Genomic DNA, 14995 nt, shown 5'->3' on the forward strand with positions numbered 1-14995 from the left:
CCCAAACCGACGTTGCGAAAAATAAGCTTGTGAAATACAGGCATATTTGCGTAATCGAATTTAGGTTTTTGCCTTATTGTGAAGCGTAATACATTTACGCCACATCACTTAGCTCCTACCCGCATGGACGCTTACTCTTACATCGCCAATGCCCATGGCGACTACATCGACCAGCTTTACAAAGCCTATCAGGCCGACCCCGAGTCGGTAGACTTCGGCTGGCGCAAATTCTTCGAAGGCTTCGACTTCTCCCAGCAGTATCCTGCCGACGGGGAAGCCCAGGTTGTTGGCTCCGGCGTGCTCAGCACGAATGCCTCCACCGATGGCGCCGGCCAGATTCGCGCCGTGGATACGGTATCGGCCGACAAGGAAACTCAGGTCAGTAACCTGATTCACGCCTACCGCAGCCGCGGCCATTTGCGCGCCAAAACCAACCCGGTGCGGGAGCGTAAGGACCGCAAAGCCCGTCTCGACATTGCTGATTTCGGCTTGAGCGAAGCCGATTTGGACACAACGTTCAAAAACGGTGAGGCTATCGGCCTCGGTGCCGGCGCCAAGCTGCGCGACATTATTTCGGCCCTGGAGAAAATCTATACCCGCAGCATTGGCTTCGAGTATATGTATATCCGCGACCCGCAGATTCTGGACTGGTTCCGGGCCAAAGTCGAGAAGGATTCCTTGGCCTTCAACCCCGGCGTTGACTACAAAAAGCGGATCCTGAAGAAGCTCAACGAGGCCGTGGTCTTCGAGAACTTCCTGCACACCAAATTCCTGGGGCAGAAGCGCTTCTCCCTGGAAGGTGGCGAAACGACGATTCCCGCTCTCGACGCCATTATCAACAAGGCTTCCGAGCTGGGCGTGAACGAGGTCATGATTGGCATGGCCCACCGTGGCCGCCTCAACGTGCTGGCCAACATCATGGGCAAAACCTACGAGCAGATCTTCTCGGAATTCGAGGGAACGGCCGTGCCGGACTTGACCATGGGCGACGGCGACGTGAAGTACCACATGGGCTACTCGTCGGAAGTCGATACGGAAGGCGGCCGCAAAGTGAACCTGAAGCTGGCGCCCAACCCGTCCCACCTGGAGGCGGTGAACCCCGTGGTGGAAGGCTTCGTGCGGGCCAAGATTGAGCACCAGTACGGCGGCGACTACCACCAGATTCTGCCCATTCTCATCCACGGCGACGCGGCCCTGGCGGGTCAGGGCATTGGGTACGAATTGACCCAGATGTCGCAGCTGGAAGGCTACAAAACCGGGGGCACGATTCACTTCGTGATTAACAACCAGGTTGGTTTTACTACCGACTTCGAGGACGCCCGCTCGTCTATCTACAGCACCGATTTGGCCAAGATTATCGACGCGCCGGTGCTGCACGTAAATGGCGACGACCCCGAGGCCGTGGTGTTTGCTGTGCGCCTGGCTACCGAGTACCGCCAGCAGTTCCACGCCGATATCTTCATTGATATGGTGTGCTACCGCCGCCACGGCCACAACGAGTCGGATGAGCCCAAATTCACCCAGCCCACGCTCTACAACATCATCAGCAAGCACCAGAACCCGCGCGAAGTCTATAACGCGACGCTGGTGCAGCGCGGCGACGTAGATGCGCAGCTGGCTGCCCAGATGGACAAGGAGTTCCGCGAAACCCTGCAGGCCCGCCTGGATATGGTGAAGCAGAAGCCCTTGCCCTACAACTACCAGGCCCTGGAAAACGAGTGGCGCAGCCTGCGCCGCTCCAAGCCCGAGGACTTCGAACAGTCGCCCGAAACCGGTATCAGTGAAGAAGTAGTGCAGCAGGTGGGCAAGGCCCTGACCACGCTGCCCGAAGGCTTCCGCCCGCTGAAGCAGATTGAAAAGCTGATGGAGGAGCGCAAGAAGATGTTCTTCGAGACGCGGGTGCTCAACTGGGCCGCCGGCGAATTGCTGGCCTATGGCTCCTTGCTGAGCGAAAAGCACATTGTGCGCGTCAGCGGGCAGGACGTGCAGCGCGGTACTTTCTCCCACCGCCACGCCGTGTTGCACGACGCCGAAACCTCGGCGCCCTACAACTCGCTCAATTACATCGGCGAAGGCCAGGAAAAGCTAAGCATCTACAACTCGCTGCTGAGTGAGTACGCGGTGCTGGGCTTTGAATTCGGCTACGCTATGGCCAACCCCACGGCCCTGGTTATCTGGGAAGCGCAGTTTGGCGACTTCGCCAACGGCGCCCAGACCATGATTGACCAGTTCATCGTGTCGTCGGAAAGCAAGTGGCAGCGCATGAACGGCGTGGTGCTGCAGCTGCCCCACGGCTACGAAGGCCAGGGCCCGGAGCATTCCAACGCCCGCCCCGAGCGGTTTTTGCAGCTGGCGGCCGAGAATAACATCATCGTGGCCAACATGACCACGCCGGCCAACTTCTTCCACGCCCTGCGCCGGCAGCTGACCTGGAGCTTCCGCAAGCCCCTGGTGGTGATGTCGCCCAAGTCGATGCTGCGCCACCCGCTGTGCGTGTCGCCGGTCGAGGAATTTACCTCGGGCTCGTTCCGCGAGGTGCTCGGCGACGTGTACGCCGACGCCAAAAAGGTGAAGCGCGTGCTGCTGTGCTCGGGCAAAGTCTACTTCGATTTACTGGAAGAGCAGCAGAAGTCGGGCCGCACCGACGTAGCTCTGGTACGCCTGGAGCAGCTGCACCCTTTCCCCAAGAAGCAGCTCGACGCCGAGTTGGCCAAGTACCCCAAGGCCAAGCTTTACTGGGTGCAGGAAGAGCCGGAAAACATGGGCTACTGGAACTACCTGCTGCGCTTTATGCGCCGCGAGCTGGAAGACGTTATTGCCCGCAAGCCCTCGGCCTCACCCGCCACCGGTTACAACAAGGTGCACGTCAAGGAGCAGAAGGAGCTCGTGGCCCGCGCCTTCGACAAGCCCCGCGAAGAAGTAGCCGACTCCAATATCAAAGGAGCCGTGGCCGTGGCCGATAAGAGCCAGGACGCGTAGGCTAACTACTTGTTCCGGTTCAGCAGCGTCGTTAGCTTAGCCGCTGCCTTAGAGTTCAACGATTTGCCGGCTTGCTGGCATCACAACCCCTCAACTTCCCACCTATGGGTCTGGAAATTAAAATCCCCGCCGTCGGCGAATCCATCACCGAAGTGACCATTGCCAAATGGCTGAAGCAGGACGGCGACACGGTCAAGCGCGACGAAGTTATTGCCGAGCTGGAGTCCGATAAGGCCACGTTTGAGCTGCCCGCCGAAACCGACGGCGTGCTCAAAATCAAAGTAGCTGAAGGCGAAACCATCGGTATCGGTACCACCATTGCCAGCATCGACGGAGCCGGCAACGGCGCGGCTCCGGCCGCCGGTGGTGCTGCCGCCACGCTGGCGCAGCCCCAGAACGACCCAGTAGCTCCCCCGAAGAGCTCGGAAGGCAACAGCGGCGCCGCCGACCCGGTAACCCAGGGTGAGCAAAACCCGCAGGCCAGCAACCAGTCGGGCTACGGCGGCTCCCAGGCCGGCTCGGCCGATACGCCGACCGCCGCAGCTCCGGCCGGCGGTGGTGCGACGGTCGAAATGAAAATTCCGGCCGTGGGTGAGTCCATTACGGAAGTAACCGTAGCCAAGTGGCTCAAGCCCGACGGCGCCCAGGTGCAGCGCGACGAAGTCATTGCCGAGCTCGAATCGGACAAGGCGACGTTTGAGCTGCCCGCCGAAGGTGCCGGCACTCTGCGCCACGCCGTGAAGGAAGGCGAAACCATCGGTATCGGCGCTACCATTGCCCGCATTGAAGGCGGCAGCGGTGCGGCTTCGGCCCCCGCGCAGGCAGCTCCGGCGGCCGCTGCGCCAGTTGCGCCGGCCGCTACGGCTTCTAATTCGGCCAGCGCCAGCAGCTACGCTACGGGCACGCCTTCCCCGGCCGCCGGCAAAATTCTGGGCGAGAAAGGCATTGCGGCCGCCGACGTGCAAGGCTCGGGCCGGGATGGTCGGATTACCAAGGAAGACGCGCTGAACGCCCAGGCCCGTCCGGCCGCGCCGGCTCCTGCCGCAGCTCCGGCGGCGGCCCCGGCTGCCCCCGCAGCTCCGGCTGCTTCCGGCAACCGCAACCAGCGCAAGGAGCGTATGAGCAACCTGCGCAAAACGGTGGCTCGTCGTCTGGTGTCGGTGAAGAACGAGACGGCCATGCTCACTACCTTCAACGAGGTGAACATGCAGCCCATCATGGACCTGCGCAACAAGTTCAAGGACAAGTTCAAGGAGAAAAACGGTGTGGGCCTGGGCTTCATGTCGTTCTTCACCAAAGCCGTGTGCGTAGCCCTGAAAGAGTGGCCCGCCGTGAATGCCCAAATCGACGGGGACAGCATCGTCTACAACGACTTCTGCGACATCAGCATCGCCGTATCGGCCCCCAAAGGCCTGGTGGTGCCCGTGATTCGCAACGCCGAGGAACTCTCGTTTGAGGGAATCGAGAAGGAAGTGGTGCGCCTGGCCGGTCTGGCCCGCGACAATAAGCTGACCATCGAGCAGATGACCGGCGGCACGTTTACCATCACCAACGGCGGCATCTTCGGCTCGATGATGAGCACCCCGATTATCAACGCGCCGCAGTCGGCCATTCTGGGCATGCACAACATCATCCAGCGCCCCGTGGCCGAAAACGGCCAGGTAGTAATTCGGCCCATGATGTACCTGGCCCTGAGCTACGACCACCGCATCATCGACGGCCGCGAGTCGGTGTCGTTCCTGGTGCGCGTGAAAGAGCTGCTCGAAGACCCGACGCGTCTGCTGTTGGGCGTGTAATTATTAAAACAGCACCCAACTTTGCAAAAGGGCGGCCCAGATTTCTGGGTCGCCCTTTTTTTGTGCCTTCCAGTACGGAAATGCCAAGCATTTGGGCCGGCGCTACTCTATTCAATTGTCCTCGAGCACACCGGATAGTAAAGAGGACCCGGCATTGTGGCCTTGACATATACATGTGATTGAATGTATGATTTAATAAAGATACATTTATACTGTTCCATAACATTACTGGTGTAGAATCGAATGCACCAGGGAGATGCCTTGAGCGCTTGGCATCGGCTCCGAAATAAAAAATGGCTGCGGGAATACTCCAGCTGCTCAACGCCGACAAGTAAGTTCGACTTGTCTTTGCTGCCTCCTAAGGGGCAACAACCCTGAATGGTGCCCACTCCTCCGCGGACCCTGGACTAGGCCTGGCCCAGGTATCCGCCCTTGATGCACTACCCATACTATGCCGGACCTGGGTGGCCCCTAACCACCCCCGGGCTTGCAGCCTAGCTCACCTACTGGGCCTTGGCCTGTCATTTCCCCCTGTCGCCGGTTCGCTTCCTTTACCGCTGCCGCCGCAACTGGTAGCCCAACCCGCCCGCAAGGCGTTCGAACCGACGTGGCTGGGCATCGGGGGCAGGAAGGGAGTGCCTTTTTCTCCCGTTCGATTTCCATTCAAAACCGCCCTGCGCTCCTGCCTACTCCGGCTGCTTTGGCAGGGCCTCTCTTCTGCTGATTCGGCCCGGTCGAGTGAGCCCGCCACACCCTATTGCTATCTAGGCTACCCCGGTAGTCGCCTATTCTCTCATCCTAAACATTGTTGTATTATGGCACTTGGAGATGGTATCCGGCGCAATATTGCGCACGTTGAACCCGCGGAGCGCGTCCTGTTGCGCGACGCTTTAATTGAGTTGAACCAGCGCCACTATCCCGGCACCCGCACCGACGTAATTCCGGGTGGCGTAAGCTGGTGGTTTAAGATGGACGAAATCCACCAGGCTACCCACGTACACCGGGGGCCGGAGTTCGTGCCCTGGCACCGGGAGATTGTCAATTACATGGAGGCCCAGCTGCGGATAATTAACCCGCAATTGTCGCTGCACTACTGGGACTGGACCCAGGACCCGCGCAACATTCCGAACGCCAACCTGGGCGGGGGTACTACTGGGCCGCTCAATTTGTTCACGGTCGACTTTATGGGCTACGGCGGCAGCGCCCACAGCCCCGTGGGAGAACCCTGGCTGGGTGCCGGGTATTATGCTCCGGGCGCGGCCATCCACCGGGACGGAGCCGGCGGCACGCCGGCCGATCCACCCCTGGTTATCAACCGGTCGGTGAACGGGGCGCCGGTAACCGTGGCTACCAATACCGCCATTACCGATGCCGGTACCTATATCAGCATGCGCAACCTGCTGGAAAGTTCGCACGATGCCATGCACGGCTTTGTAAACATGGGCAGCCAGCATACTTCCTTCCGGGACCCGTTCGTCTTTCTGCTGCACTCGAACGTAGACCGCCTGTTTGCAAAATGGCAAACCACCCCGGGCCACCCCGACCGCCTCGACCCCGTTACGGTGTACGGGGCCGAAACCAACCTCGACGTGGTGGTGGCGGGACATGTGCAGAACCTGGCGCACAACATCGAGCCCTGGTCGTCGGGGCACGGCGAGTTCAACGACATCCGGCCCTGGGCCGAGCCCGAAAGACAGGGCATTCCCCGCCAGTACGCCCATCCGTCCATTGTTTTTCCGCCCTGCTACGATACCAATGGCACGGCCACCCCGTTGGTCGAGGTCCGTAACCTGGGTACGCCGCCGGTACTCAACTTCAACCAAGTGCCCACGGGGGAAACGGCGGTGCGGGCTGCTACTTTCCGTGTCTATGGCTGCGGCGACGTAACCATCCGGGTGAAAGCCGGGGCCGGGCCCAACGCCCCTTTTTCGGTGCTGCACCCGGCCTCCGGGAGCGTGGTCAGTCATCATGGGGTGAACCTGTACACGGACGTGCGCATCTGGCTGGCTTATACGGCCGGGGCCGCGGGCGTACCGGTAGCTGATGGCTCCGTCACGTTTGAGTGCCCGCAGAACAGCAAAGAATTCGCCTTTGTCCTCAAGGCCACGGCCGTCAACCGGCCCCGGGTAGCGGTGGTGCTGGCCCTCGACCAGTCGGCTAGTATGAGCCAACCGGCGGGCACTTCGGGCGTTTCCCGCAATGACGTGCTCAAGGATGCGGCCCGGATGTTTATGGAAGTCATTCGGCAGAACAACGGCGTGGGCTTGATCCGCTTCGACCACAATGCCTACGCCGTGGCCGACCCAGCTTTTCCCGGCCTGCCCGTCACGCTGATTACGACCGACGATATCAACCCGGGCCGGGTGGCGGCTATTGCCGCGGCAAACGCGCATACGGTCAACCCCGCGGGCAACACCTCGGTGGGCGACGGGGTGGACATGGCCCGGCAGGTCCTCAATGCTCTGCCTGCCGGAACCTACGACCAGAAAGCCATAGTAGTGCTGACCGATGGTCTGGAAAACAACCCGCTCTGGATTAATGACGTGGTGGGCTCCATTGACGGTCGAACCTTTGCCATTGGTCTGGGCAATGAAAGCCAGGTAAATACCACGGCCCTGCGGGCCCTGGCCCACAACACCAACGGCTACCTGCTGCTAACGGGGCTGCTGAGCGCTTCCATTGACGATTATTTCCGGCTGCGCAAGTATTTCCAGCAGATCCTGTCGGGCGTTACCAACACGGACATTATTCTGGACCCGTCGGGCTTTATTGCCCCCGACACCTCTATCCGGCTGCCTTTCCGGCTCACTGAAGCCGACATTGATTGCACCGTTCTGCTGATGCTGGATGAGAATGTGGTAGACCTGCAGCTGGAAACGCCCAACGGAACCCGCATCAAGCCGGGGGATGCGGCGGGGCTGGGGATTTCCTACGTGGTGGGCACTCAGAACAAGCTTTTCCGCTTTACCCTACCCGTCGCCGTAGCCGCCGGCGAGCAGGCCGGTACCTGGCACGTGGTGCTGGAAGTGAACCGGGATGAATACAAACGAGCCCTCAGCCGGATGCGCCGCCGGCAGGACCAGCAGTTTCAGACGTTTGCCACCCACGGGGCCCGCTACAGCGTCGTTATTGATACCTATTCCAATCTGCGAATGGCGGCCGGCGTCAGCCAGAACAGCTACGAGCCCGGGGCGGCCCTTACCGTTCGAGCCTCCCTGCGGGAATATGAACTGCCGGTGGAGCAGCGCGCGCAGGTGCAGGTGGAGCTGACCCGGCCTGGTGGGGTGCTTACCACCTTACCGCTGACCGAAACCGAGCCGGGAACTTTTGAAGTAGTTTCCCCGGCAGCAGTGCCCGGCATCTACCGGGCCCGGATTATGGCCCGGGGCGTTACGCTGCGGGGGGTGCCCTTTACCCGGGAGCACACGGCAGATGCGGCAGTGTGGCCCGGGGGAAATCAGCCTTACCAGCCCCCACGGCAAGCCGGAGGCAAAGACGACTGGTGCCACCTGCTCACCTGCCTGCTCAGTGACAAGAACCTGTCGCGCGAATTCGAGGAACGCTTGCTGCGGGAGGGTATCAGCCTGAAGGGGATAAGACAGTGTGTTCAGGGGTTCTGTGGTCCTAAAAGTCGCCCCGCGGGCTAAGCTCCCCGCTGGCGCACACTACCAGCGCGTATTGGCCCCCCAACCTGGCTGCGGTGGAGTACCGGCTCCGCACGCCAAATTATACCACTGGTGAACAGAACCCGCGTGCGAAAGCGCGCGGGTTCTGTTGTTGGGGATAACGAGGCATTGCCAGCGTGGTTCGAATTAAAAGCGCGCTGCAATACCAAACCCGCGCTATTTCCAGTAAGTTAGGCCGCTACCCGGTAGTCGGTGGTGCTGCCGGCAGGGCTGCTAACATGAAGATATAATGGAAAATACCTCGACGAAGATTGCCATTCTGGGCAGTGGCAACATTGGAATTTCACTGGCCAAAGGACTGGTCAAAGCGGGCATGGCGGCCCCCGAAGCCATAACTCTGACCCGGCGCAACGCCGCGGCCCTGGCGCCGCTGGCCCAGGCCGGCTACCAGACCACCTCCGACAATCTGGCCGCCGTGGCCCAGGCCGACATCGTGGTGCTGGCCGTGCTGCCCCAGCAGCTCAACAAGCTGCTCGACAGCATTAGCAGCGCCATTAACCCCGAGCAGCACCTGTTTATTTCGGTAATTTCCGGGGTCAGCTGCCTGGATATCCGGACTCAGGTGGGCGCCCCGGTGCGCGTGGTGCGGGCCATGCCCAACACGGCCATCGGCATCGGGCAGTCCATGACCTGCATTGCCAGTGACCAAGATGTGGACGATGACCTGGCCCTGGTGGAAAAGCTGTTCGATACGGTGGGCATGACCGTGCGCATCAATGAGGAGCTGATGACCTCGGCCACGGCGTTGTGTGCCTGCGGGGTGGCGTTTTTTCTGCGGGCTATTCGGGCGGCTTCTCAGGGCGGCACCGAAATCGGCTTTCACGCCCACGACGCGCTGAAGATGGCCGCCCAGACTGCCAAAGGGGCCGCCGACCTGCTGCTGCAATTGGCTTCCCATCCCGAGCAGGAAATTGACAAGGTGACTTCCCCCAAGGGCTGCACCATTGCCGGCCTCAACGAAATGGAGCACCACGGCTTCAGCTCGGCCCTGATCAAAGGCATTAAACTGTCGGCCGATAAGGCGGGCAAGCTCTATAAGGAAGGCTAAAGCCAAAAAAAATACCGACTCTCAAAATGGGAAATAGGTGAGATTTGAGTCAGTTGCTGGCTAGTTAAATATCAGATATAGTTATATAAAACGCCATTTCTCAATATGAGAAATGGCGTTTTCATTGCTGGAATGCATATTATGCTGTTGAGTGGGTGCAAAAACTGTTGTTTTAGATGAATTGAATTTTATAGCTTTATATAACCGCTCCTGTCTAAGAATCAATTTGTTGGGCTATGAAACACCTTTTACAGACGATTAAAAGCTTTTCGGCTCCATCCTGCCCATCCTGTCCTCAGGCTACCAAAGGAGCTTTGGGTGCTTGCCACATCGAGCAACTAGGGCTCTTATCGTCGGGCAAGACCAGCCAGGTATATAGCAAAGGACAGGTGATTTACGCCGAGGGAGGAGTTTGCCAGGGCTTGCACTGCCTTTATCAGGGCAAAGTGAAAATCACTAAGATTGGCGGCGACGGCAAGGAGCAGATCATCCGGCTGGCTAAGGGTGGGGACCTAGTCGGTATTTGCGCGCTCTGGGGCGAAACTACCTACCGCACCTCGGCCGTAGCCCTCGACGATTGTACGGTGTGCCTGCTGCCCCGGCAGGACGTGCTGGCCCTGGTGCAAACCAACGTGCAGTTTGCCGGAGCCCTGCTCAAGCACCTCTCGCAGGCCCTGAACTCATCGGATCAGCGGGTGCTGAACATGGCCTACAAACCCGTGCGCGAGCGGCTGGCTGATGCCCTGCTGCTGCTCCAGGAAACGTACCAGGAGTCTGATACCCTAGATTTCAGCATGGCCATTTCCCGCGACGACCTGGCTTCCCTGGTTGGTACGGCCAAGGAAACGGCAAGCCGGCTGCTGTCGGAGTTCAAGGAAGACGGCATCATTGCGGCCAAGGGCAGCCAGATTACGATTCTGGCTCCGGAAAAGCTGGTCGAAATCAGTACGCAGTACGCATAAAGCGGCAAAACCCGCCCCTACCAATCAGGCCCACCCGGAATATTATCCGCGGTGGGCCTATCTGTGTTGAATAAGTGCAATATGATATGTAATTGAATATTAAATAGTCGGGCATAAGGTTGGGGCTATTGCCTAACGCAGAGCAGCAGGAGCGGTTGAGCTATACGTAAGTACAGGGTTTACAATGTTATTAGGCCGAATTGCGGAGTAAAGTTTGATAAGGATCAACAAAAAAAGTGAGCTAGCTCATTTTTTAACTAGATAATTCCCTTGAAATTTGACTTATCAAACGAGGGTGTTAGTAGGACTTATCCTGGAATACGTGCTGTTGATGATTTTGCTGTTCTAGCTCATTTATTTAAAAAAGCTAATTGTTCGCAGGCCCGCTCGTACGGCCTGTGAGCATAACCCGACGCTCTACTCAACCTGTTTTTCTTGTCTTGGTCTTACGGGCTCGTCCGCGGGCTTAGCTGGTAGCTTACACCCCTCCCGTCAGCGTTTCAACTTCTCATTTTACCTCTTACAAATCACACAAATGGCTTACTCAGACAATTCTCCCGCCGGTAAAGTAGTGCAAGGCATCATCTCGGACCTGCCGAGCCTGGTTGCCGTAGCAGTAGTAGACGCCGGTTCGGGCATGAGCCTGGCCTCGCATTCCAATTCCCCTTCCCTCAACCCCGATACGGCTGCGGCCTACAACACCGAAGTGGTAAAGCAGAAGCAGAAGGCCATGTCGGCCCTGAAGCTGACCGGTGAGAAAATCGAGGACATTCTGATTTCGCTCAGCAACCAGTTTCACCTGCTCAAGCTCACCGAAAACGGCAGCAAGTTTATCTACCTCGTCGTGAACTCGCGCGACACGAACCTGGCCATTGCCCGCGAAGTACTGCGCACCCACGTGGCCACGCTCAACTAAAGCGGCTACCCGTAGTATGCGGGCCTTTTTCGGGTGCCGGGCCGTAGGCCGGGAGCCCGAAAAAGGCCCGGCGGGCTTGCGTCCCAGGGCCCGCCATCACTCTAGGAAGGGCAGATGCTGACATGAAGCTTGATTTTTTTAGCCGGCTGCCGTTTGCCAGCTCCGGCGCTACCCACCAGATTATTTCGAGTGCGGCCGGGCCGGAGCGTGCGGCCGCCGAAGCCATTCTGCGGCAGCTCCTGACTGATTTGCCCGAGCTGCTCATCGGCGCGGTGGTGCAGTTGGGGTCGGGGCAGGCGCTGGCCTCGTACGCCACCTCCCGCGACTTCAACCTGAGCAAAGTATGCGGCTACAACGCGGAGGTGGTGCGGCAAACCCAGCAGCTCTTGCAGGCCCTGCGGCTGACCGATGAGCACATTGAAGACATTCTGATTACGCTAAGCGGGCAGCTGCACTTGCTGCGGCTGTTGCCCGACGGCCAGCGCCTGCTCTACGTGGTAGTGGATTGCCGTGACACGAACCTGGCCCTGGCCCGGGCCGTGATGCGCGCTTGTGTAGGAGGGTAGTAGAGCCGTGGCGTACCCCTGAGTTTTACTGGTGATGACAGTAGGCGCGTCACCGGCCGGATTTCCTCCTTTCATCCCTTTATACCCCCTTACGTATGAAACTAACCGCTTCTCCTTTTAATCCGCAGACCGGTGAGCTGCTGCCCGTGTACCGGGATGCTTACCTGCGCGGCGACCTGGCCCACGCCCACACCCGGGCCGTGGATGCCTACCTGAAAACCAATGGCCACAGCGCCGACGACACCCTGCGCCGCTTCTACGAAATGAAGCAGCAGGGTGAGCAGGTGCGCCCTGTGGGCTGGGTTCAACGGCAGTTCGAGCTGATCCGGACCGAGCCCAAGCGGTTCCGGCAGCGGGCCGCCGCCATGGTAGTAGGTGGAGCCCTGCTCGGCGGGGCCGTATTTGCCGGCACCAGCCTGCCCAATGAGCCCGTTGAGGAAAACGTAGTGCTGCTGCCCGCCTCCGCCGAGGCCGCCGAAGCATCCAGCGCCCTGCTCACGATGACCGTGCGCGGCCGGATTCTGGACGAGAACGGCAAGCCCCTGGTGGGCGCCACGGTGCTGCAGAAAGGCACGTTCCGGGGCGTGAGCACCAACGCCGACGGGTCGTACTCCATGCGGGTGCCCGTGGGCCAGAACACGCTCGTGTACGGCTACGGTGGCTACACCAACGACGAAGTCCAGATCAGCGGCAGCAGCACCCAGAACGTGACGCTGCTGCCCCGCGACAAAGCCGAGCAGAAAGCCCTGAAAAAGGCGCGGCGCTGGTGGTCGTTGTAAGCCCAAAAACGCAGTTGAAAGGCTTATAGGCGCAAACAATTACGCTTGAAGTGAAAGCAAGAACCTACCGTAAGCATGTCTTGGCGGCCCAGAAAGCGGCAGTAGCCCAACAGGCGGAGCCCAAAGCCAGTCGGGTTATCCAGGGCCTGGTACAGGCGCTGCCGGGTTTGCTGGCCGCCGCCGTGGTCCAGACCGACTCGGGCAACACGCTGGCCCAGCACTCGGCCACCGACCAGCTCAACCCGGCCACCGCGGCAGCTTACAACGCCGAAGTGGTGCGGCAGAAGCAGAAAGCTATGGCCGCCCTGCAGCTAAGCGGGGAAACCATCGACGACATCCTGATTAGTCTGAGCACTCAGCTACACTTAATCAAGCTTTCCGCCGATGGCCGCCAATTCATTTATTTGGTAGCCAATGCCCGGGACACCAACCTAGGTTTGGCCCGCGAGGCGCTGCGCCACAGCATGGAGGAACTGGAATAGCGCAGCCCCGGGGGCCGGTTTTGCCTCACATCACCCCAAAAAGAAACCCGTACTGGACTGCAGTACGGGTTTTTTCTTGGGTAAACCGGTAGCGTGTGGAGCACTACGGTTTGGGGTGGGGAGAGTGAAAGAAGGAAACCAGGACAGATTTGCGGAAAAAGGTTGGGTGGGAAAGGAAAGGCGGGTGGGTTAGTCGACGGGCAGCTCGCGGGAGCGGCTCAGACTGAGGCGGGTGGCCATCTGGCGGGCCAGTTTCTTGGCTTCTTCGGCTTTGGAGCCCGAGAAGCACTCTTCGACGGCGGAAGAAAAGAGCTTCACCCAATGCTCGATGTGAGGGCCGCTGGTGGGTAGGGCCAGCTGCTCGGGCAGGGGCTCACCTTCCTGAGTGCCCTGGCCCAGCAGCGTGCTGCTCCAGTAGCGGTACTGGGTGGTGAGGTAGTGAGGCCAGTGAATCCGGGCCGCCGCGCCGAAACGGGCTCCTAACAGCGTGTCGTTGGTAGCTTTGGAGCACAGCGTGTCGACCAAAGTCTTGATGTCGCCTTCGGTACGAATGTCGGGGAGCGTAGCAGATGTTTTCATGAGCGGCGTCTTAGCGAGTGGAGTACCAGATACGTAGCGAATTTACGCAGGTTACATGACATTCGCTCTATTTATCTGCATATTTATCATAAAAAATAGGAATAAGGGTATGAAAAAACGTTTGCACAAGCTGCCAAAGCGTTTTAGCCCAGTTTTTGGGTAGCCCAACAATCTTCTGAATCAGGTGTTTTGTCGGCCGCCCAACACTACCAATACCACAGCGGCCACAATCAGGGCGGCGCCGCCGAGCATGCCCACGGTAAGCTGCTCGCCGGCGAAGGCCCAGCCCAGCAGCACGGCCACCACCGGATTGACGAAGGCATAAGTGCCCGCCAAGGCGGGCTCCACGGCCCGCAGCAGCCAGATATAAGCCGAAAACGCCACGATGGAGCCCAGCGTAACCAAGTACGCATACGCCAGCCAGGATTTGGGCGTCACGGCGGCCAGGCTGAAGTCATGGGCTTCGCCGCGCGCCAGACCAATAATGAGCATGGTCAGGCCCCCGCAAATCATCTGCATGCCGCCGGCCAGGAAAGGGGAGGAGGCCGCCTGCTTTTTCTTGGAGTATAACGAGCCGATGGCCCATACCAGGGCCGCCACCAGCACCAGGGCAATGCCCACGGCCTCATGACCCGGAATGGCCACGTGACTCACGCCCGGGGTGCGGGCCAGCAAATACACGCCCAGCAGGCCCAGTACCAAGCCTAGAGCCACCCAGGGCGTGGGCCGGGCCGCCACCCCGCTTACCCAACCTAGCAGCGCCAGAAACATCGGCACGGTGGCTACCAGCAAGGAGGTCATGCCCGAGGGAATGTACTGCTCGCCCAGCGTGACGCCGCCGTTGCCGAAGGTGAGCAGGCAGATGCCGATGATAACGGCCGTGGCCCAGCCCTGGCGGGAAGGCGCCGCCTCGCCCCGCAGCCGCATAAAAGTGTACAAAATCAGCCCGGCCAATAAGTAGCGCGAGCCGGCCATGAGCAGGGGCGGAATACTGTCGATGGCGAAGCGGATGCCCAGGTAAGTGGAGCCCCAGATAAGATAGACGATGGCAAAGGCCCCCAGAATGGCGGCCCGCGACGGAGCGGTAGAGTTCGGCATAAGGCAGAAATTGACGCCGTAAACCTACGGCAAACTCCGCCACCCGGCCACCCGAAACCTGCGGAGTCTTACTTTTGGAGGACTACCACCAGGGCTACTGGCAA

The 14995-nt window shown here is 59.8% G+C and carries 11 protein-coding genes; 9 read left to right on the plus strand and 2 right to left on the minus strand.

The window, feature by feature from the left end; all coding sequences use genetic code 11:
* Nucleotides 1-123 precede the first annotated feature (123 nt).
* The 9 genes from CLV45_RS19380 (at nt 124) to CLV45_RS19420 (ending at nt 13214) form a co-directional block, all read left to right on the plus strand.
* Entirely contained in the window at nt 124-2979 is a 2856-nt protein-coding gene (locus tag CLV45_RS19380) for a 2-oxoglutarate dehydrogenase E1 component (protein ID WP_100338122.1), read from the plus strand.
* Nucleotides 2980-3083: 104 nt separating this feature from the next.
* Nucleotides 3084-4775: a 2-oxoglutarate dehydrogenase complex dihydrolipoyllysine-residue succinyltransferase gene (gene odhB, locus CLV45_RS19385; RefSeq protein WP_100338123.1), complete on the plus strand. Its 1692-nt coding sequence runs from the start codon at nt 3084-3086 to the stop codon at nt 4773-4775.
* Nucleotides 4776-5590: 815 nt separating this feature from the next.
* Entirely contained in the window at nt 5591-8422 is a 2832-nt protein-coding gene (locus tag CLV45_RS19390; RefSeq protein WP_100338124.1) for a tyrosinase family protein, read from the plus strand.
* A gap of 268 nt (nt 8423-8690) precedes the next feature.
* Nucleotides 8691-9509: a pyrroline-5-carboxylate reductase gene (gene proC, locus CLV45_RS19395; protein WP_100338125.1), complete on the plus strand. Its 819-nt coding sequence runs from the start codon at nt 8691-8693 to the stop codon at nt 9507-9509.
* Nucleotides 9510-9745: 236 nt separating this feature from the next.
* Complete coding sequence (locus CLV45_RS19400) at nt 9746-10471, plus strand: Crp/Fnr family transcriptional regulator (RefSeq protein WP_100338126.1); 726 nt, start codon at nt 9746-9748, stop codon at nt 10469-10471.
* A 535-nt stretch (nt 10472-11006) separates the two neighbouring features.
* Nucleotides 11007-11387 (plus strand): hypothetical protein, encoded by a 381-nt coding sequence (locus CLV45_RS19405; RefSeq protein ID WP_100338127.1) that lies wholly within the window; start codon nt 11007-11009, stop codon nt 11385-11387.
* Nucleotides 11388-11509: 122 nt separating this feature from the next.
* Nucleotides 11510-11953 (plus strand): hypothetical protein, encoded by a 444-nt coding sequence (locus CLV45_RS19410; RefSeq protein WP_100338128.1) that lies wholly within the window; start codon nt 11510-11512, stop codon nt 11951-11953.
* 95 nt (nt 11954-12048) lie between these two features.
* Nucleotides 12049-12732, plus strand: a complete 684-nt coding sequence (locus CLV45_RS19415; protein ID WP_100338129.1) for a carboxypeptidase-like regulatory domain-containing protein — start codon at nt 12049-12051, stop codon at nt 12730-12732.
* A 50-nt stretch (nt 12733-12782) separates the two neighbouring features.
* The gene (locus tag CLV45_RS19420; protein ID WP_245882917.1) at nt 12783-13214 is read left to right on the plus strand and encodes a hypothetical protein; all 432 of its coding nucleotides are present in this window, start codon (nt 12783-12785) and stop codon (nt 13212-13214) included.
* Between the two features lie 189 nt (nt 13215-13403).
* On the opposite strand, the gene CLV45_RS19425 is transcribed toward CLV45_RS19420, so the two are convergent.
* Together CLV45_RS19425 and CLV45_RS19430 are read right to left on the minus strand one after the other, a co-directional pair.
* The gene (locus CLV45_RS19425; RefSeq protein ID WP_100338131.1) at nt 13404-13793 is read right to left on the minus strand and encodes a group III truncated hemoglobin; all 390 of its coding nucleotides are present in this window, start codon (nt 13791-13793) and stop codon (nt 13404-13406) included.
* Between the two features lie 180 nt (nt 13794-13973).
* Complete coding sequence (locus tag CLV45_RS19430) at nt 13974-14891, minus strand: EamA family transporter (protein ID WP_100338132.1); 918 nt, start codon at nt 14889-14891, stop codon at nt 13974-13976.
* Nucleotides 14892-14995 lie beyond the last annotated feature (104 nt).

Source organism: Hymenobacter chitinivorans DSM 11115 (assembly GCF_002797555.1).
Lineage (GTDB): Bacteria > Bacteroidota > Bacteroidia > Cytophagales > Hymenobacteraceae > Hymenobacter > Hymenobacter chitinivorans.

Bases quoted from the DNA above. Each gene is read 5' to 3' on its own strand.
- CLV45_RS19425 (WP_100338131.1), bottom strand. From the start codon at position 13,793: ATGAAAACATCTGCTACGCTCCCCGACATTCGTACCGAAGGCGACATC.
- odhB (WP_100338123.1), top strand. From the start codon at position 3,084: ATGGGTCTGGAAATTAAAATCCCCGCCGTCGGCGAATCCATCACCGAA.
- CLV45_RS19415 (WP_100338129.1), top strand. From the start codon at position 12,049: ATGAAACTAACCGCTTCTCCTTTTAATCCGCAGACCGGTGAGCTGCTG.
- CLV45_RS19380 (WP_100338122.1), top strand. From the start codon at position 124: ATGGACGCTTACTCTTACATCGCCAATGCCCATGGCGACTACATCGAC.
- CLV45_RS19405 (WP_100338127.1), top strand. From the start codon at position 11,007: ATGGCTTACTCAGACAATTCTCCCGCCGGTAAAGTAGTGCAAGGCATC.
- CLV45_RS19430 (WP_100338132.1), bottom strand. From the start codon at position 14,891: ATGCCGAACTCTACCGCTCCGTCGCGGGCCGCCATTCTGGGGGCCTTT.
- CLV45_RS19410 (WP_100338128.1), top strand. From the start codon at position 11,510: ATGAAGCTTGATTTTTTTAGCCGGCTGCCGTTTGCCAGCTCCGGCGCT.
- CLV45_RS19400 (WP_100338126.1), top strand. From the start codon at position 9,746: ATGAAACACCTTTTACAGACGATTAAAAGCTTTTCGGCTCCATCCTGC.
- proC (WP_100338125.1), top strand. From the start codon at position 8,691: ATGGAAAATACCTCGACGAAGATTGCCATTCTGGGCAGTGGCAACATT.
- CLV45_RS19390 (WP_100338124.1), top strand. From the start codon at position 5,591: ATGGCACTTGGAGATGGTATCCGGCGCAATATTGCGCACGTTGAACCC.